General features: G+C 63.5%; 20 protein-coding genes and 3 pseudogenes. 12 read left to right on the forward strand and 11 right to left on the reverse strand.

Features of this window, described 5'->3' with window-relative positions:
* Window positions 1-29: 29 nt before the first annotated feature.
* From EJ077_RS17870 to EJ077_RS17895, 6 genes and pseudogenes are all read right to left on the reverse strand, one after another.
* A pseudogene (locus EJ077_RS17870) lies at window positions 30-1,639 on the reverse strand (NTP transferase domain-containing protein).
* Window positions 1,636-2,340, reverse strand: a complete 705-nt coding sequence (locus EJ077_RS17875; RefSeq protein ID WP_208695461.1) for an XdhC family protein — start codon at window positions 2,338-2,340, stop codon at window positions 1,636-1,638. Before EJ077_RS17875 ends, EJ077_RS17870 begins: the two are co-directional and overlap by 4 nt.
* Window positions 2,341-2,346: 6 nt before the next feature.
* Window positions 2,347-2,685 carry an XdhC family protein gene (locus EJ077_RS17880; protein WP_127280086.1) on the reverse strand — a complete coding sequence of 113 codons (339 nt, stop codon included), beginning with the start codon at window positions 2,683-2,685 and terminating at the stop codon, window positions 2,347-2,349.
* Between the two features lie 50 nt (window positions 2,686-2,735).
* The gene (locus EJ077_RS17885) at window positions 2,736-3,986 is read right to left on the reverse strand and encodes a vWA domain-containing protein (protein ID WP_208695462.1); all 1,251 of its coding nucleotides are present in this window, start codon (window positions 3,984-3,986) and stop codon (window positions 2,736-2,738) included.
* Window positions 3,987-3,991: 5 nt separating this feature from the next.
* Entirely contained in the window at window positions 3,992-4,921 is a 930-nt protein-coding gene (locus EJ077_RS17890; RefSeq protein ID WP_208695463.1) for an AAA family ATPase, read from the reverse strand.
* Window positions 4,918-5,445, reverse strand: coding sequence for a flavin reductase (locus EJ077_RS17895; protein WP_127279373.1), 528 nt, complete (start codon window positions 5,443-5,445; stop codon window positions 4,918-4,920). Before EJ077_RS17895 ends, EJ077_RS17890 begins: the two co-directional genes overlap by 4 nt.
* Window positions 5,446-5,622: 177 nt before the next feature.
* Between EJ077_RS17895 and EJ077_RS17900 the strand changes: the two are divergent.
* Together EJ077_RS17900 and EJ077_RS17905 are read left to right on the forward strand one after the other, a co-directional pair.
* Window positions 5,623-6,695: pseudogene (locus tag EJ077_RS17900) on the forward strand (branched-chain amino acid ABC transporter substrate-binding protein).
* A complete protein-coding gene (locus EJ077_RS17905) occupies window positions 6,695-7,720 on the forward strand; it encodes a P1 family peptidase (RefSeq protein ID WP_208695464.1) in 1,026 nt (341 codons plus the stop codon). Before EJ077_RS17900 ends, EJ077_RS17905 begins: the two are co-directional and overlap by 1 nt.
* 9 nt (window positions 7,721-7,729) lie before the next feature.
* On the opposite strand, the gene EJ077_RS17910 is transcribed toward EJ077_RS17905, so the two are convergent.
* On the reverse strand, window positions 7,730-7,984 hold the full coding sequence (locus tag EJ077_RS17910; RefSeq protein WP_208695465.1) for a DUF2171 domain-containing protein: 255 nt from the start codon (window positions 7,982-7,984) through the stop codon (window positions 7,730-7,732).
* Between the two features lie 133 nt (window positions 7,985-8,117).
* On the opposite strand from EJ077_RS17910, the gene EJ077_RS17915 reads away from it, so the two are divergent.
* The 3 genes from EJ077_RS17915 to purB all read left to right on the forward strand — a co-directional run bounded on the left by EJ077_RS17915 (window position 8,118) and on the right by purB (window position 10,829).
* Window positions 8,118-8,843, forward strand: a complete 726-nt coding sequence (locus tag EJ077_RS17915) for a DUF2259 domain-containing protein (protein WP_208695466.1) — start codon at window positions 8,118-8,120, stop codon at window positions 8,841-8,843.
* Window positions 8,844-8,899: 56 nt separating this feature from the next.
* A complete protein-coding gene (locus EJ077_RS17920) occupies window positions 8,900-9,364 on the forward strand; it encodes a hypothetical protein (RefSeq protein ID WP_208695467.1) in 465 nt (154 codons plus the stop codon).
* Window positions 9,365-9,521: 157 nt separating this feature from the next.
* The gene (purB, locus tag EJ077_RS17925; RefSeq protein WP_208695468.1) at window positions 9,522-10,829 is read left to right on the forward strand and encodes an adenylosuccinate lyase; all 1,308 of its coding nucleotides are present in this window, start codon (window positions 9,522-9,524) and stop codon (window positions 10,827-10,829) included.
* Between the two features lie 50 nt (window positions 10,830-10,879).
* Here the strand turns inward: purB and EJ077_RS17930 are convergent, their stop codons facing one another.
* A complete protein-coding gene (locus tag EJ077_RS17930; protein ID WP_208695469.1) occupies window positions 10,880-11,692 on the reverse strand; it encodes a VOC family protein in 813 nt (270 codons plus the stop codon).
* Window positions 11,693-11,935: 243 nt separating this feature from the next.
* Between EJ077_RS17930 and EJ077_RS17935 the strand changes: the two genes are divergently transcribed.
* The gene (locus EJ077_RS17935; RefSeq protein ID WP_208695470.1) at window positions 11,936-12,490 is read left to right on the forward strand and encodes an RBBP9/YdeN family alpha/beta hydrolase; all 555 of its coding nucleotides are present in this window, start codon (window positions 11,936-11,938) and stop codon (window positions 12,488-12,490) included.
* Window positions 12,491-12,509: 19 nt separating this feature from the next.
* On the opposite strand, the gene EJ077_RS17940 is transcribed toward EJ077_RS17935, so the two are convergent.
* Together EJ077_RS17940 and EJ077_RS17945 are read right to left on the reverse strand one after the other, a co-directional pair.
* Window positions 12,510-13,283, reverse strand: a complete 774-nt coding sequence (locus EJ077_RS17940) for an HpcH/HpaI aldolase family protein (RefSeq protein WP_208695471.1) — start codon at window positions 13,281-13,283, stop codon at window positions 12,510-12,512.
* Window positions 13,284-13,393: 110 nt separating this feature from the next.
* Window positions 13,394-13,714: a DUF1476 domain-containing protein gene (locus EJ077_RS17945; protein ID WP_140506359.1), complete on the reverse strand. Its 321-nt coding sequence runs from the start codon at window positions 13,712-13,714 to the stop codon at window positions 13,394-13,396.
* A gap of 276 nt (window positions 13,715-13,990) precedes the next feature.
* Between EJ077_RS17945 and purC the strand changes: the two genes are divergently transcribed.
* The 6 genes and pseudogenes from purC (at window position 13,991) to EJ077_RS17975 (ending at window position 17,805) form a co-directional block, all read left to right on the forward strand.
* The gene (gene purC, locus EJ077_RS17950) at window positions 13,991-14,785 is read left to right on the forward strand and encodes a phosphoribosylaminoimidazolesuccinocarboxamide synthase (protein WP_013532127.1); all 795 of its coding nucleotides are present in this window, start codon (window positions 13,991-13,993) and stop codon (window positions 14,783-14,785) included.
* Between the two features lie 43 nt (window positions 14,786-14,828).
* Window positions 14,829-15,071 carry a phosphoribosylformylglycinamidine synthase subunit PurS gene (gene purS, locus EJ077_RS17955; RefSeq protein WP_013895864.1) on the forward strand — a complete coding sequence of 81 codons (243 nt, stop codon included), beginning with the start codon at window positions 14,829-14,831 and terminating at the stop codon, window positions 15,069-15,071.
* Window positions 15,072-15,332: 261 nt separating this feature from the next.
* The gene (gene purQ / locus EJ077_RS17960; RefSeq protein ID WP_208695472.1) at window positions 15,333-16,001 is read left to right on the forward strand and encodes a phosphoribosylformylglycinamidine synthase subunit PurQ; all 669 of its coding nucleotides are present in this window, start codon (window positions 15,333-15,335) and stop codon (window positions 15,999-16,001) included.
* Window positions 16,002-16,065: 64 nt separating this feature from the next.
* Window positions 16,066-16,731, forward strand: coding sequence for a glutathione S-transferase family protein (locus tag EJ077_RS17965; RefSeq protein WP_208695473.1), 666 nt, complete (start codon window positions 16,066-16,068; stop codon window positions 16,729-16,731).
* Window positions 16,728-17,135, forward strand: coding sequence for a hypothetical protein (locus EJ077_RS17970; RefSeq protein WP_208695474.1), 408 nt, complete (start codon window positions 16,728-16,730; stop codon window positions 17,133-17,135). Before EJ077_RS17965 ends, EJ077_RS17970 begins: the two co-directional genes overlap by 4 nt.
* A 7-nt stretch (window positions 17,136-17,142) precedes the next feature.
* Window positions 17,143-17,805 (forward strand): annotated as a pseudogene (locus tag EJ077_RS17975) (Pr6Pr family membrane protein).
* On the opposite strand, the gene EJ077_RS17980 reads toward EJ077_RS17975, so the two are convergent.
* Window positions 17,786-18,037: a DUF1127 domain-containing protein gene (locus tag EJ077_RS17980; protein WP_208695475.1), complete on the reverse strand. Its 252-nt coding sequence runs from the start codon at window positions 18,035-18,037 to the stop codon at window positions 17,786-17,788. The pseudogene EJ077_RS17975 and the gene EJ077_RS17980 overlap by 20 nt on opposite strands.
* Window positions 18,038-18,049: the final 12 nt, after the last annotated feature.

Consider the following 18,049-nt stretch of genomic DNA (forward strand, 5'->3'; position numbering starts at 1 on the left):
TCAGGCATGCGTAATTCGGCTCGGGTTTGTCAATCCTGCAGCACTCCGCCAGCGTCTTCGAGAGCGTCTCGGGTGTCGACGTCGACGGATGCGCCCTCGCCGATCTCGACATCGATGACATCGAGCCCCTCGGCCTCGACCAGATGGCGTGCGCCGGTATCGCCTTCGAGATGGGCGACGGCCGCGAACAGCGAACGCGGCAGAAGCACCGGATTGCCGCGTTTGCCTTCATGCGAGGCGCGGACCACTGAGTTGCCGCCGGCCTTGCGGAACGCGTCGATCAGCCGGTCGAGGTCGCCGGATGCCACGCCCGGCATGTCTCCAAGAACGATCAATGCACCCGCGACGTCTTGAGGCAGATACGCGATTCCGGCCTTCAGGGAGGTCGACAGGCCATCGGCAAAGTCGGGATTGTCGGCGAAGGTGACGTCGAGGCCTGACAATGCCGCGCGCACCCGCTCGCGCTGATGGCCGGTGACGACGATCGTGCCCGAAGCCTTCGAGGCGAGCGCGCGTTCGGTGGTGCGGCGCACCAGCGGCTGGCCGTCGAACAGCGCCATCAGCTTGTTCGGTCCGCCCATGCGGCTCGACCGGCCCGCCGCCAGAAGCACGATTCCGACCTTGAGGCGGTTCTTGGCCGGCAGCGGCTCGCGCGGCTGCGGCCGCGTCGGTATCTCCATCAGCAGGCCGCCGACGCCCATCCCGGCGATGTCGCCCGCCGTGACATCGAGGCCGGCAATCAACCGGTCCAGCACCCAGTCGAAGCCGTTCTCCTTGGGGCTGCGGGCGCAGCCGGGCGCGCCGATGACGCGCTTGCCGCCGAGTGTGCCGAGCACCAACAGATTGCCGGGATCGACCGGCATGCCGGCACGGACAACAGCCCCCCGGCCCTCTCGATCGCCGCCGGAACGACATCGGCGAAATCGCTCATGGCGGAAGCGCCGAAGATGACCACCATGTCGTTGTCGCGCGCGAGCGCGATGGCGGCCTCGGCGACAGGGCCGATCTCATGCGGCGTGCGGTGCTCCGCCGTCAGCCTGCCGCCCGAGCGCGCCAGCCGGGCTTCGGTGACGCGCAAGGTCTTGTCGAGCACACTCGGTTTTGTGCCGGGCAGAACCGTCTGGATGACGCCGACCGTCACCGGCCGGTAGGCATTGACGGCGAATATCTCGCCACCGGCGCAGATTTTCGCTACCTGGTCGACCAGCGCCGAGCCGACGGCGAAGGGAATGATCTTCACCGTCGCGACCATCTGCCCCTGCTCGACCGGCGCATGTTGCGCCAGCGTGGCGATGGTGATGGCCGGATCGACGGCGTTGATGGCGTCGATCATGCCCGCATCGACCGTAAAGATGCCGGCGGTTTCAGCGTGGAGATTGACGCGGCCGGTCGCGGCGGGCTTGGCTTCGATGTGGCGATGGCTCATCGCGGCGGCGATTGTCGCGGCGGCGGTGTCCTCGCCGAGATCATCGGGAGCAAGCACCGCCGCCACCACTTCGGCGACGCCGGCCGCCTTCAGCGCCGCGATGTCGTCCCGGCCCAGCCGATGCGCCTTGCGCAAACGCCGCTCGCCGGCGGCCGTCGCATGCGCCAGCACCGCGCCCTCGGCCTGATCGATCGGGATCGGACCGAATTTCACGCCACCGCGCCCTTCGCTTCGAGGCCGCGCGAGCGGAAGGCATGGATGGTCTGCGCGAGAATGGCGACGGCGATCTCGGCGGGGCTTGCCGCCCCAATGTCCAGCCCGATCGGCGCGTGGATACGTGCTATCTGGTCGGCACTCGCGCCCAGCGCCAGCAGGCGCTCGACGCGCTTGGCGTGCGTCTTGCGACTGCCGAGCGCCCCGACATAGAAACAGTTGGCGTCGAGTGCCGCCTTCAGCGCGAAATCATCGATCTTCGGGTCATGGGTGACGGCGGCGAGCGCGGTGTAAGCGTCGAGCGGCTGGCGCTCCAGCACATCCTGCGCCCAGTCCGCATGCAAGGCGACATCGGGAAAACGGTCTGATGTGGCAAAGGCGGTGCGCGGATCGATGATCTCCAGCGGATAGCCGGCGATCCGGGCCATCGGCGCGAGTGCTTGGCTGATGTGGACAGCGCCGATCACCACAAGGCGCGGCCGCGGCAGATGCGCATTGAGAAAGAAGGTCCGTCCTTCCGCCTCGACGGAGCCGGAATTGCCGGATCGAAACGCCTTGGCGATCGCCACTCCGAGATCGCCGGCCACGTTGTCCCCCTCGCGCACGATACGATCGCGACCATCACCGAGATCGGTGACGAGGATCGCCGCGCGGCGGGCGCGCCGCTCGGCATTGAGCATTTTCAGCGCATAGGGATCCATCCGACGTCAGCCCAATCGCTCAACATAAACCTTGATACGGCCGCCACAGGACAGGCCCACCTGCCAGGCCGTCTCATCGGCGACACCGAACTCAAGCATCCTGGCCTTGCCGGAGCCGATGACGTCGACCGCCTCGGTCACGACGGCGCCCTCGACGCAGCCGCCCGAAACGGAACCGTGGAAATTGCCATCGGCATCGATGACAAGGTGGCTGCCGACCGGACGCGGCGCCGAACCCCAGGTCTCGACCACGGTCGCGATGGCGACATCCTTGCCGTCCTTCATCCAGGCTTCCGCGATGATCAGCGGGTCGCGGGCTTCATCGAGGTAAATGCTGTCGCTCATCGTTGCTTCTCTCAGGGTCTGTTTTTCCAAGGAGCCGGGAAAACATATGGCTATGCGGCGTGCCTCGCGCCAGCATCCATCCACCGCCGCGGATCGACCGAAAGCGCCGATTTCTTGTCCAGCGAGGCGCAGAGATCGGCGAGCGCGTCGAGATTGTGCACCGAGCGGAATTCGTCGACATGCGGCAGCATCGCCTTCACTCCGCGGGGGCGCGCCTGAAAACCGTCGAAGCGCAGCAACGGGTTCAGCCAGATCAGCCGCCGGCAGGATTTGTGCAGCCGCTCCATCTCTTCCGACAAGCCCACGACATCGTCACGCTCTAGCCCGTCGGTGATCAGAAGCACCACGGCGCCCTGCCCCAGCACGCGCCGCGACCATACAAGGTTGAACTCGGCCAGCGTATCGCCGATGCGCGTGCCGCCGGACCAGTCCTTGACCGCCGCCGAACAGTCGGCAAGGGCGGCATCGGGATCGCGGTGGCGCATCTGCCGGGTGAGATTGGTCAGCCGCGTGCCGAAGACAAAGGTATGCACGCGCCGGCGCTTTTCCGTCAGCGCATGGAGGAAATGCAGGAAGATGCGCGTGTACTGGCTCATCGAACCGGAAATGTCGGCCAGCACCACCAGAGGCGGGTGAACTTCGCGGACCGAGCGGAATTTCGGCAGGATCAACTCACCGCCGGTGCGTGCCGCCGCGCGCATCATGGCGCGCGGGTCAATGCGACGGCCGTGCGCATCGGCCTTGAAGCGCCTGGTCCGCACCATGTCCACGGGCAGCCGCAACGCCGCGATCGCCTTCCTAGCATCGGCCAACTCGGCTGCGTTCATCTGCGCGAAATCCTTGCCCCGCAACAGCTCGTTGCCGGAGAAAGTGAAGCGGGCGTCGACCTCGATCTCCGGGATTTCCCGAGGCGGCTGGTTCTTCTGGTGACCCTCGAACATCGCCTGGCTGACACGGCTTTCAGCCGCGCGCGGCTTCTGCTTCTCCCTGACGTCAGGCGCCACGGGCGAAAACATCGCCAGCAGCTTCTCGATCAGTTCACGCGATTTCCAGAACAGCCTGAAGGCTTCGTCGAAGATGGCATGATCCTCGTGCCGGGACACCAACACGGCGTGCAGCGTCCAGTAGAAATCATCGCGCGAGCCGATGCCGGAGACGAGTACCGCCTCGATGGCGTCCTTGACCGAGGCTGGCCCGACCCGCATGCCGGCCTTGCGCAAGGTGCGGGCGAAATAGACGATGTTGTCGGCGATCCGGCCGTCGGCCGTCGCCTCTCTGGGGTCGGGACGCGGCGCGTTCACTCTTGCTACTCCGCCGCCGCGAGCTCGGCCTTGACCTCGTCGAGGATGCGCCGGCCCTCGCCCGAGCCGATGCGGGCAATGTCGTCCTGGTATTTCAGCAACACGCCGATCGTGTCGGACACGGTCTCCGGATCGAGCGCCACCTTGTCGAGTTCGGTCAGCGCGCCGGCCCAGTCGATGGTCTCGGCGACGCCCGGTACCTTGAACAGTTCGATCTGGCGCAGTTTCTGGATGAAGGAGACCACTTCAGCGGAAAGCCGCTGGTTGGCCCGCGGCACCTTGCGGCGCACGATCTCCAGCTCTCGTTCCGCATTGGGATAGTCGACCCAGTGGTAGAGGCAGCGCCGCTTCAGCGCGTCGTGGATCTCGCGCGTGCGGTTTGTGGTGATGATGACGATAGGCGGCTCTTCCGCCTTGATCGTGCCGAGTTCAGGCACCGTCACCTGGAAGTCGGAGAGGATTTCGAGCAGGAAGGCTTCGAAAGCTTCGTCGGTGCGGTCGAGCTCGTCGATCAGGAAGACCGGGGCCGCACCCGTCTTGCCGGTCAGCGCATCGAGCACCGGCCGGCGGATCAGGTATTTCTCGGAGAAAACGTTACGCTCCATGGCGGAGCGCTCGACCTTGCCGGCCGCCTCCTCCATGCGAATCTCGATCATCTGCGCGGCGTAATTCCATTCATATACGGCCGAGGAGACATCGAGCCCCTCATAGCACTGCAGGCGGATCAGCCGGCGGCCGAGCGCCTCGGCCAACACCTTGGCGATCTCGGTCTTGCCGACGCCGGCCTCGCCCTCGAGGAAAAGCGGCCGTTTCATGCGCAGCGACAGGAAAAGCACCGTTGCCAGCGAACGGTCCGCGACATAGTCCGCGCCGGTCAGGAGATCGAGCGTCTCGTCGATCGTCCCCGGCACGGGGCGCGGTTTCAAGTCGCTCATTCCTTCTCCGTGGGTGCGGCCGCCCCACTTTCCAGGACGTGGTAACCGCGCGCGTGGTAAATCAGCGGCCGCAAATTATCGCCCATTCGCAGGCCTGTCACCTTGCCAAAAAGCACACGATGGGTGGCCAGGTCCTTGGTATCGATCAACTCGCAGTCAAACACGGCGAGCGCGCCCTTCAACGTCGGCGCACCGGTGGAAATCACATCCCATTCGCCGAGCGCGAAGCGCTCTTCGACCGGCAATCCAGTCATGCCGGAGAATCCGATCGACAGCGGCTCTTGGTGCGAAGCCAGCGTGTTCAGGGCAAATCTGCCGTTCTTCACGAACAGCTCATTCTTGGCATTTTCACGATTGAGGCAGACCAATATGGTCGGCGGCGTGTCCGACACCGAACAGGCCGCGATCACCGTCGCCCCGCGCTTGCCGGCGGGTCCGTCGGTGGTCACCACATGGACGTGACCGGCAAAATGGCTCATCGCGTCGCGATAGGCTTGCGGTCCAATATCGTTCTTCTTCAGCACTGGAAGTTTCCGTGGCCATTGTTCGCCTGACATATATGGCCAGACATGACATGCCACAAGCGAAGTGCTTGGCCCATATCCCGAATTCGCGTGTTGCACCAAGGCCGGACAGCCTTTAGGTCTTGGCGGGAATTGGTGCCCACGAGACGTCGGGGCTTGGAGGGACGGTTCGGCAGGATGGGATCCCGGGCAACGATATCCATCGCACTGGCCTGGCTGTTGCTGACCGGTGCCGCCGGCGCACAGACGCTCACGATCGGGGTCGCCGCGCCCCTGTCGGGGCCATCGGCCATCCTCGGCAAGCAGATCGAGGCTGGCGCCGAACTCGCCGCGGAGGGGACGGCATCCAGCTCAAGACCGTGGATGACGCCTGCACCGGCGACGGCGGCGCCGCGGCGGCCAGGGAGTTCGCGGCAGCCAAGGTCAATATCGTGATCGGCTTTCTCTGCACGGAGGCGATCGAAGCGGCGATGCCTTTCCTGAAGGACGCCAACATCCCGGTCATCACCGTCGGTGTGCGAACCGAAAGCCTGACCGACCGCCGCGCAAAGACCGGCTGGCCGGTCTATCGCCTCGGGCCGCGTGGCGATGACGAGCGCAACGCTGTCGCCTCTAACCTCACCCGCCTGTGGCGTGACGAATTGTTCGCCATCATCGATGATGGCACCATCTATGGCCGCGAGATCGCCGAGACATTTCGCGCCGCGGCAGAGCAGGCAGCGTTGAAACCGGTCTTCGTCGACACGTTCCGGCCGCAGCTCGACAACCAGATCGGCCTGATCGGACGACTCAAGAAGGCTGGCGCCACGCATGTCTTTGCCGGCGGCGACGGCGACGACATCGCCATCATGGGACGCGATGCCGCCCAGCTCCAGGCTGGCATCATCCTTGCCGGCGGCGAAAACCTGCGCACGCCGCCCGGCGACGTGCCCTATGCAACCGGTACGCTGATGATCGCCCCGCCGGAATGGGCGGATATCGCTGACCCGAAAGTGCTGGAGAGCTTCTCCGCGCGAAAGATCGTGCCGGACGGCTATACCTTGCCAGGCTATGCCGCAGTTGAGATCGCCAAAGCGGCGGCAGGCTTGTCCGAAAGCACCGGCACGCCGCTGACCGACGCACTCACCGGGCATGACTTCACCACGGCGATCGGGCCGGTCCGCTTCGACGCCAAGGGCGACCTCAGCCAGAGCCCCTACCGTGTCTTTCGCTTCGACGGCACCCGCTTCGTGCCCTTGGAAAACAACTGATGTTCCGCACCGGCCCGCGCAATCTCATATCGGACGTTGCCGGCCTGCGCGTCGGCAACGCTTCCGATGCCAGACTGAAGTCCGGCGTGACGACCGTGCTTTGCGACGAGCCGGCGGTGGCGGGGGTCCAGGTTCTTGGCGGCGCGCCCGGCACCCGCGAGACGGATTTGCTGGAACCGCACAATTCCGTCGAGACAATCCATGCCGTTGTGCTGTCGGGCGGTTCGGCTTTCGGGCTCGATGCCGCGTCCGGCGTGCAGGCGGCGCTGCGCGAGCGCGGCATCGGCTTCGAGGTGGGCGGCTTCCGGGTGCCGATCGTGCCGGCGGCAATCCTGTTCGACTTGCGCAATGGCGGGGACAAGGACTGGGGCCGTTATCCGCCTTATCGCGACCTCGGCTACGAGTCGGTACAGGCTGCCGCAGTCGATTTCCAGCTTGGCACGTCCGGCGCCGGCACCGGCGCACTGACTTCGGGCCTGAAGGGCGGCCTCGGCTCCGCCTCGACGCTGCTGGACAATGGCATTACCATCGGCGCGCTGGCCGCCGTCAACCCGACCGGCTCTGTAACCGTTGGCCGCACCCGCCATTTCTGGGCGGCGCCCTTCGAAATCGGCGACGAATTCGGGGGGCTCGGCTATCCCTCGCCCATGCCCGACGACGCCAAGCGGATCTTGCTGAAATACCGCGACAAGGAACACGGCAAGCAGATCGAAACCGGCGGCAATACGACCATCGCGGTCATTGCTACGGACGCGGTCCTCACCAAGGCCGCCGCGAAACGCCTGGCGATTGCGGCGCATGACGGCTTCGTACGCGCCATCTGGCCGACCCATACGCCGGCCGACGGCGATCTGGTGTTCGCGCTGGCGACCGGCAAGAGCGGGATCGAACTCACCGCCGACGCCGCGATCGACCTCTACGCCGCGGCCGGCGCTAGCATGGCGCGCGCCATCAGTCGCGGCGTGTTTGCCGCGACGCCAGCCGATAATGATTTGTTCCCGGTCTGGTCGTCGCGCCTGGGCTAAAGCCTTCGATCAAACCGGATCGGATTTCTCTTCTTCGAACGTCACCGCGACATCGGAGTTCGACGACAGCCAAACCTTCTTGCCATCGACCTCGGCAACCAGGGCCAGGGAAATATAATGATGATGGCCCTTGTGAGCGCCCTCGCCGCTATCGGCCTTGGTCAGCTTGATGCGCTGGCCGTCGACCTCGTCGACCGTGCCGATATGCACACCATCGGCGCCGACGACTTCCATGTGCTCACGGATTTTGCTGGTGTCGGTCATGTTAGCTTCTCCATTGGGGATTGCCGACAATAACAAATGACGAGCGGATTGGATGCATCGGCTTTAGTCCGCACGACGTTTTGATTTCGTCGTGCTAGGGATTGAAACGATCACGGCTGCCGAGGTGAAAACGATGCGAATGCTTTTCCTCTTTGCCGTATCCCTGGCAGCGCAGCTCGCTGCGTCGATCGCCGCCCAGGCCGGCGACGTCGCGGAGCTTGAAATCCTCGGCTTCACCAGAGATGGCAGCGTGTTCGCCTTCGAGGAATACGGCATCCAGGACGGGTCTGGCTTTCCCTATGCCAACCGCTATTACATCGACACAAGCAGCGACAGCTTTCTCAAGGGCACGCCGATCAGGGTCCGGCTCGACGACGAGAATGCAACGCTCGACGCTGCCCGCCTCCAGGCCCGGCAAAAGGGCGAAGCCATTGTCGGCCAGGCCGAGCTGAGTGCCAACCGCGGCATCACCGCCGGTTTCAACCCGGTGACCGAGCTTTCAGCCGATCCGCATCGCATGGCGGTCAATCCGAGGCCGATCTTCTCCCCGGTCGACCAGCCGCTCGAGTTCCGGCTGGACGAGATTGGCATGAACAATACCGAAGACTGCGACAGCCAGGGAGAGATCAATGGCTTCCGTCTGCTGCGTATCGAGGCGCGGGATGGCGGCACCACCAAATTGCTGCACGAGGACAAAGCGATCCCCAAGAGCCGGGGCTGCCCGAACGGCTACCGCATCGGTGCGGTGCAGACGTTCTCGATGGACAGCCTCAGCGCCTATGCGGTTCTGATCGCGGTGCGCCAATATGGTTTCGAGGGGCCGGACTTTCGCTGGATCGCCGTGACCGGCCGCCTGTGACAGGGCTTGTCCGACCCGTCAGGCGCAATCGCGCCCTGCGCCGCCTTCGCGACGCGATGCCGAGACCGCGCGCAGCGCTTCTCGGCGCCCTGCTGTGGGCCGCCGCGATGGGCGCCAGCGCACTCGTCAACCTGCTGCTGGACAATTGGGTGACGCCGGGCAAGATCCGCACAGTGTCGCTGCTGTTCGCTGCCGGCGGCGCCTTGGCGTTTCCGGTTGGCCTGTTCGCGGCGCGTCTGGTCTCGCTCGGAAGAGGCTCCGAGGTCGCCTTCGCCGCGGCATTGGTGTGCCTCGCCGCGGCGACGATTGGCCTGACCGCCGGGCTGTATGCGCTGCAGTACCGGTCCTATTATGCCGAATGGCATGCGCCTGCATTCACCCTCACCTGGGCCTTTCAGCTTGCTTTCACGATGGCGGTGGCGTCCTACCAGTTCGTGGTGCTGGGCATCCGGCTCTATTTTCCGCTTGGTTTTGTCGCCTTGTTCGCTGCCGGCCTCTGGTTTGCGCGGCATCAGCGTTGAGCATTCGGTCCACCTCTGGTAGGAGGCGGGCCAACCCGGAGCGGTTCAGCGTTTGATAGAATCGCCGATCCACTCTAACTTTTTCTTTTTCGCAATTCCGGACGGAAACCGCTGCGCACTTTTCCTGGAATTGCTTTAGACACATCAGGACTGACCGATGATCCCTCGCTACTCCCGGCCGGAAATGGTCGCCATCTGGTCGCCCGAAACCCGGTTTCGCATCTGGTTCGAAATCGAGGCCCATGCCTGCGACGCGCTGGCCGAGCTGGGCGTCATCCCCAAGGAAGCGGCCAAAACCATCTGGGAAAAGGGAAGTGCTGCGGAATTCGACGTCGAGAAGATCGACGCGATCGAGCGCGTCACCAAGCATGACGTCATCGCCTTCCTCACCCATCTTGCCGAATTCGTCGGCCCCGATGCGCGCTTCATCCACCAGGGCATGACGTCATCTGATGTGCTCGACACCTGCTTTGCGGTGCAACTCACCCGTGCCAGCGACATTCTGCTCGCCGACATCGATGCGTTGCTTGCAGCGCTCAAGCGCCGCGCCTTAGAGCACAAGGACACCGTCACCATCGGCCGCAGCCACGGCATCCATGCCGAGCCGACCACCTTCGGCATCAAGCTGGCGCAGGCCTATGCCGAATTCTCGCGCTGCCGCGAGCGGCTGGTGCACGCGCGCGAAGACATTGCCACCTGTGCGATTTCAGGGGCGGTCGGCACCTTTGCCAACATCGAGCCCTATGTCGAGGAACATGTAGCCCAAAAGCTGGGACTGAAGCCGGAACCGGTATCGACGCAAGTGATCCCGCGCGACCGCCACGCCATGTTCTTCGCCACGCTCGGCGTCATCGCCTCCTCGATCGAGCGGCTGGCGATCGAGGTCCGGCATCTGCAGCGAACCGAAGTGCTGGAAGCGGAAGAGTTTTTCTCGCCGGGCCAGAAGGGCTCGTCGGCGATGCCGCACAAGCGCAATCCGGTGCTGACCGAAAACCTCACCGGTCTTGCCCGCATGGTGCGCTCCATGGCGTTGCCGGCGATGGAGAACGTGGCGCTTTGGCACGAGCGAGACATTTCGCATTCCTCGGTTGAGCGCATGATCGGCCCGGACGCCACCGTGACGCTCGATTTCGCGCTGTCACGTCTGACCAGCGTCGTCGACAAACTGGTCGTCTATCCCGAAAACATGCTGAACAACATGAACAAGTTCCGCGGCCTGGTGCATTCCCAGCGCGTGATGCTGGCGTTGACGCAGGCCGGCCTGTCGCGCGAGGACTCCTACCGGCTGGTGCAGCGCAACGCCATGAAAGTATGGGAACAAGGCGCTGATTTTCTTGAGGAACTTCTGGCCGACAAGGAAGTGACCGCAGCCCTGCCAGAGGCCCAAATCCGCGAGAAATTCGACCTGGGTTATCACACCAAGCACGTCGACACGATTTTCAAGCGGGTGTTCGGGGAGGCGTGAGCCTTCCTTCTCCCCGTAAACGGGGAAAAAGAAGCTGTGTTGACGCTCAATCACGCCTTTCCAGGCACAGTCCTGACTACCGTGCCCCAGGGGTCCTCGCGGGTCGTTTCACTGGCCACATTGTCCGAGCGCATCTCGACCCAGGCGAGGCCCGAACGAGACGGGTCGCGGCGGCCGGCGCCGGCGCTCTGCCAGGCATTGGCGCCGATGTGGTGGTGGTAATGGCCTGACGACAGGAACACCGCCTGGCCGCCATATTTGGCGACCGTGTCGAAGCCGAATTCATGGCTCCACCAGGCTTCGGCCTCTTCCGGCCTGCCGACGCGCAGGTGGACGTGGCCGACAATGCTGTTTTCCGGCGCGCCCTGCCAGCCCGCATCGCCGGCCGGCACTTCGGCAACGACAGAAGGAATGTTCATCCGCTCGGTCGCCATGGCGATCTTGTCGCCGTTCCATTTCCAGTCCTGCGGGCGGCGATCGGCATAGATCTCGATGCCATTGCCCTCGGGATCGGTCAGGTACAGCGCTTCGCTGACCAGATGATCCGAAGCCCCCTCGATGGCGATCTTGTCTGATATGGCGTGGTTGATCCAGCGGCCGAGATCGGCGCGGCTTGGCAGCAGGAAAGCCGTGTGGAAGAGGCCGGCGCTGCGCGGATCGTCCGGCTTGGCGGACGCGTCAGGCTCAACAACCAGCAACGGACGGTTGGCGGCGCCGAGCGTGATCGCGCCATCGGCACGGCTCAGTTCCTGCAGGCCGACAACCCGGCGGTAATAGGCCGCGAGGCTTTCGGCATCACGCGCCTTCAGCCCGACCCGGGCGACGCTCACCGGCGTGGTGGCGGCAAATGGCAGTTCGCTCATCATTGTCTCCGTTGCGGCGACGTTTCGCGAAGCTCCCAAAGTCAGGAGCCCGGCGCCGCCAATCATTGTACGTCGTGTCAGCACCAAAACCCCGGCCTTCCACGGCTGCTTCTTCCCCATAGAGATCGTCGATCGCCATCGTTCACACAAGACAGCTAAAGGCGAACATGGTGTTCACCATTGCGAGCAAGAGCGCATCCATCAACGGTTGCATGAGACAAGCGCGCTCGCTATCTCAGCGCCATGAAAGTCAAAGACGCAGATATCCTGATCATTCCCGGATACACCAATTCCGGGCCCGAGCATTGGCAGACCCGCTGGCAATCGAAGCTGTCGACCGCGCGCCGTGTGGAGCAGGCCGAATGGTCGAAGCCGGTGCGCGAAGACTGGACGGCGAGCGTCGCCAAGGCGGTCAACGAGGCCGAGAGACCTGTCGTTCTCGTCGCTCACTCACTGGGAGTGGCCGCGGCCGTACAGGCCATTCCGAAATTTCAGAGGCCGGTCGCCGGCGCCTTCTTCGTGGCGCCGCCCGATGTTGCCAATCCCAAGATCAAGCCGAGGCATCTGATGACCTTCGGCCCCTATCCGCGCGAGCCGCTGCCGTTTCCCTCCATCGTGATCGCCAGCCGCAACGACCCCTTCTGCCCCTTCGATGTCGCCGAGGACATCGCCGGCGCCTGGGGCTCATTGTTCATCGACGCCGGCGAGACCGGTCATCTCAGCGAGGATTCAGGCTTTGGCCCCTGGCCCGAGGGATCGATGACCTTCGCCAAGTTCCTTACGGACCTGAAGGCTTAGCGTCCGTGGTCGCGGTGCATCAGGCGCCGATGGAATCCTTGATGCCCCTGAGCAGGGTCTTTGCACCCAGCGAAATCACCGCATGCTCGGAGCCCGTGGCGAGCAGGCGGTATCCCATCGACACGACGCGGCCGGCGATGGCAGGTTCGACGACGTAGATCGCCGCATGCTTGCCGGCCTTGCGGGTGCGCTCGGCAACCGAGGCCACTGTCTCCATCATACTTTCGAGCGTCGAATTGACTGTCGCGCCGTTCGACCAGGCGATCGAGAAATCCGATGGGCCGAGGAAGATGCCGTCGATGCCGGGCGTGTCCAGGATGCCGTCAAGCGCATCGAGCGCCGCGCGCGTCTCGACCATCGCAAAAGCCATGGTGCGCTGATTGGTGTCGCGCAGCCATTCGGCATAGTCGCCCTTGCCATGACGGGGAAAGGCATAGGTCGGGCCCCACGAGCGCTCGCCGAGCGGCGGATATTTCATGGCGGCGGCGAACAGCTTGGCATCGGCCACCGAGTTGACCATCGGGGCAATGACCGCTTCGGCGCCGAAATCGAGGGCACGGCTGGCCATATCGAAACGGCCAACGGGAATGCGCACCAGCGCCGGCTTCCCCAGGGCCAGTACCGGTGTCAGGCCGCGCAGGACGCTGTCCTCGTGATGGCCGCCATGCTGCATGTCGAGTGTCACGGCATCGAAGTCCTGCCTGGCGAGGATCTCCACGGTCAAGGCGTCCGGGACGCCCGACCAGGCGGTGACCAGCGTTTCATCTGCGGCAAGACGGGACTTCAGGGACATCTAATCTCTTTCCTTGTTAACGTCGGCAGTTTCAGCCGGAAACCGCCGCAAAGGCAAAGAAAAACCGCCCGGATCGGCCGGGCGGTCGATTGGTCCAGTAAGAGGCCGGATCAGGTATTCCTGATCTGCTCGATCGCCTGCGCCATCAATTCGTCCATGGTGCGGCGGATCTGATGATCGGACTGCTCGACGCCGGCGGCATCGAAATCCTTGCGGATTTTGCGGAACACGTCATGGTCGCCGGCTTCCTCGATGTCGGAAACAACGACTTCCTTGGCGTAGGCGTCGGCGTCGGCACCGGATTTTCCGAGCTTTTCGGCGGCCCACAGGCCAAGCGCCTTGTTGCGTCGCGCCGAAGCCTTGAACCGAAGCTCCTCGTCGAATGCAAATTTGCGCTCGAAGCCCTCTTCGCGGTCTTTCATGCTGCTCATGGCGTCCCTCCGGGTCAAATCCGATTCGTTGGCAGGTGAATATGTGTGTTGCCGAAGCACAAACCAAAAGGTCGCGGGCCGGTCAATATGCTTCATCGTATGCTGCGCTGCGGCATTTCAGTCCCGAAAGCGGTTGATTCGAAGGATTTGCCGATTGAGCAAACGATGTGATTGGGATAGACCCGGCATTGAACGTCACCGTCGCCGCACTAATTCAGGCGGACGGACAGGAAGTGGTCGCTTACCGCCTGCCCGCAAATCCAGAGAAAAATTCAAATGAAAAATCGCCGCCGCATTTATGAAGGCAAGGCCAAGATCCTCTATGAGGGCCCCGAACCGGGCACGCTGATCCAGTTCTTCAAGGACGACGCAACCGCGTTCAACAAGAAGAAGCACGAGGTCATCGACGGCAAAGGCGTGCTCAACAACCGCATTTCCGAATACATATTCAATCATTTGAACCGCATGGGCATTCCGACCCATTTCATCCGCCGGCTCAACATGCGCGAGCAGCTGATCAAGGAAGTCGAGATCATCCCGCTCGAAGTGGTGGTGCGCAATGTCGCCGCCGGTTCGCTGTCCAAGCGCCTCGGCATCGAGGAAGGCACCGTCCTGCCGCGCTCGATCATCGAATTCTACTACAAGGCCGACGCGCTCGACGATCCGATGGTTTCGGAAGAGCACATCACGGCGTTCGGCTGGGCAAGCCCGCAGGAGATCGACGACGTCATGGCGCTCGCCATCCGGGTCAACGATTTCCTCTCCGGCCTGTTCATGGGCGTCGGCATCCAGCTCGTCGACTTCAAGATCGAGTGCGGCCGCCTGTTCGAGGGCGACATGATGCGCATCGTCGTCGCCGACGAGATTTCGCCGGACTCCTGCCGCCTGTGGGATGTGGCGACGCAGGACAAGCTCGACAAGGACCGTTTCCGCCGTGACATGGGCGGCCTCGTCGAGGCCTATCAGGAGGTCGCTCGCCGCCTCGGCATCATGAACGAGAACGAGCCGCCGCGCCCCACCGGTCCGGTGCTGGTCGCCTCGACCGACGGTCTCAAAGGCAAGCCGCACTGATAGCGGCTTGCAACCCGATATTCAGAACAGGAGCATGTCCAGCGTGATCAAGGCCCGCATTACCGTCACCCTCAAAAACGGCGTCCTCGACCCGCAAGGCAAGGCAATCGAACACGCGCTGTCGGGGCTGGGCTTCGATGGCGTCGGCGCAGTGCGGCAAGGCAAGGTGTTCGATGTCGAACTGGCGGAAAGCGACAAAGCCAAGGCCGAAGCCGACCTCAAGGCCATGTGCGACAAGCTGCTGGCGAACACGGTGATCGAGAATTATAGCGTGACGCTTACCTGAGGTTGTGTCGACACTATGCCGGAAGACACGAATGAGTTGATGTTCGGGTTGCTGAAGCGCGTGCATCACGAAGTTGGTGAGCTTCGTCAGGATGTTTCCGAGGCGGGAATTGAATGTGATGCGGGGTCACATGGTGGCAACGCATAGTGACATCCACAACATCTATGGCATTCTCGACCGCCATGATGACCGACTTGAACGCATAGAACGCCGTATCGACCTGTGCAAACTTGCCGAAGCCCAGAGGACTTGCGAACCAAAATGAAAACAGCCGTCGTCCTCCTGCCTGGCCTCAATCGCGACCGCGACATGATTGCCGCGTTGACCAAGATTTCCGGACAGGCGCCTGCAACCGTCTGGCAGACCGACACCGAAATCCCCGATGTCGACCTGATCGCCATTCCCGGCGGCTTTTCCTTCGGCGACTATCTGCGCTGTGGCGCCATCGCCGCGCGCATGCCGGTCATGCGGGCTGTCGCTGAAAAGGCGGCGAAGGGCGTGATGGTCATCGGTGTCTGCAACGGTTTTCAGATCCTGGTCGAGGCCGGCCTGCTGCCGGGCGCCTTGATGCGCAACAGTTCGCTGAAATTCGTCTGCCGGCAGGTAAAACTGCAGATCACCAACGCCAACACCATGTTCACGCGCCGGTATCAGCCCGGCCAGATCATCCGCTCGCCGGTGGCGCACCATGACGGCAACTATTTTGCCGACACCGAGACGCTCGCCCGCGTCGAAGGCGAAGGCCAGGTGGTGTTCCGCTATGCGGAAGGCACCAATCCCAACGGTTCGATCAACGACATCGCCGGCATCATCAACGAACAAGGCAATGTGCTCGGCCTGATGCCGCATCCCGAGAACCTGATCGAGGCGGCGCATGGCGGCAATGACGGCAGGGCGTTGTTCGAAGGCGCCTTGGGCATTGCCGCTTGAAGTTTGTAACCGCAACCTTAAGAATTGCGGCAATTCAAAATCATAGCGTGAGGGAGACACGGTCATGAAACTCTATTCGCGGCCGCTGTCGCCCTACTCCTCGATCGTGCGGGCGCTGGCCTATATCAAGGACGTGCCGCTCAAGATCATCGCGCCGCCGCCGGGTTTTCCGATCCCCGAAGAGTTTCGCGCCATCTCGCCGATGAACCGGATTCCGGTGCTGATCACCGGTTCGGGTGAAACCATCGTCGAATCGGTGGTCATCGCCGAATATCTCGAGGAACGGTTTCCCGAACCGGCGCTGCTGCCGCCCGATTCGAAGGACCGCGCTCTGGTGCGCATGTTCGCCCGCATCACCGATCTCGACGTGCTGACGCCGACGATGAAGCTTTTCGAGCTGCATTTCGTGCCGAAGCGCAACAATGCCGAGATCGACGCCCAATTCGCCAGTCTCCACCGTGGGCTGGCGGCCATCGAGGCGCGGATGGCGCAAGGCCCCTTCGCGCTCGGCAGCGACATCAGCTTTGCCGATGCCTGGCTGACGCCGACGCGGTTCATCTTCAACAATTTCCGCGCCATGACCGGCCGCCACGACCTGCTCGACGCCTATCCCAAATTCGACGCCTATGAGCAGATCGCCTCGCAGCATCCGGCATTGTCCAGGGTATGGGGCGAGATGACCGACGGCTTGAAGATCTTTCTGTCCGAACTCGAAATGGGTGCCGCTTGATCAAGACGAAGACGATCGCCATCGTCGCGGCGGCGGGGTTTGCGCTGGCATCGTGCCAGTCGAGCCCCAAGAGCACGCCCGTGCCCTCCGGTAAAAGTGCCGCGCTGCTGGCCATGGAACAGGTGGCGATATCGGCCCACAAATGCTGGTTCGCCAGCAAGGATCCGGCCTTCAAGCAGTATCAGATGGCCAATGAGCTGAACTCGTTCAGCGGCACGCCGCGCTTCCTTCTGGTGCCGGCCAAGCACTATGGCGGCAAACCGTTGCTGGTGGTGCAGGCGCAGGGGAATTCAAGCCGTGTCGACGTCTTCGGACCGCTGATGAACGACCCGCTCGGCGCACGTATCAGTTCTGATATCGCGCGCTGGCAGGCGGGCAATCCGGCCTGTGCAGCCACCGCTTGAGCCAGCCATGGGCCGGTTCCTGCAGATCGCGGGATTGGTTGTTGGTCTGGTCGCGCTCGTCCTGCAGTTCTCGATCACCATTCCAGCGTCGATGGAGGCGGGCCGCGGCCTGCTCGGCTCGATCGTGTTCTATTTCAGCTTCTTCACCATCCTGACCAACATCGCGGCCGTGCTGGTCCACATCTCGCTGCTGTCACCCAGCGGCTATGCCTGGCTGCCGGCCTTTGCCGGCCCCCGGATTCGCGCGGGCGTCGCGGCCTCGATCGCGCTGGTCTTCATCGTCTATGCTACGGTGCTGGCGCGGCTCTGACAGGGCCTGTTCCTGCTCTGCGACGTCCTGCTGCACTATGTGACGCCGGTGCTGTTCGTGCTGTGGTGGCTGATGTCAGGCGCCGACGGCAAGACGCGATGGAGCGACGTCTCCTGGTGGGTTGTCTATCCCATCGCCTATCTGGTCTATGCGCTGGCGCGGGCGCCGCTGGCGGGCGAGGTGCCCTACCCCTTCCTCGATATCGCCAAGAACGGCGTCGGGAGCGTCACTGTGGCGGCGCTCGGCATCACCGCGCTGTTCCTGGTGATATGCGTCGTCGCCGTCTTCGTCGATCACGGTATCGGCGCCTCAGGAGAAAAGGCCACCGATAGACCGGTCGCTATTCCCAGAGCGGCCTGATGCCCTCGCGGTGGGCGTCGCAGCGCGAGATGCCGATGTCCTTGAGCTGATCGTCGGTCATCTCCAGCAATGCCAGCCGGCCGCGCCGGCGCTCCAGCAGATGGCCGATCCGTTTCGCCAGCGACTTGACCACTTGCACAAGCCGGCTGGCGAAGCCGCGCTGCCCGGACGGGCGGGCCGGCTGGCCGAGCAATTCGGTCGCCGAGTGGCGGAATGTTCCGATTGTATCCATTTTCTTTCTGCC

The organism is Mesorhizobium sp. M8A.F.Ca.ET.057.01.1.1 (genome assembly GCF_003952565.1).
Lineage (GTDB): Bacteria > Pseudomonadota > Alphaproteobacteria > Rhizobiales > Rhizobiaceae > Mesorhizobium.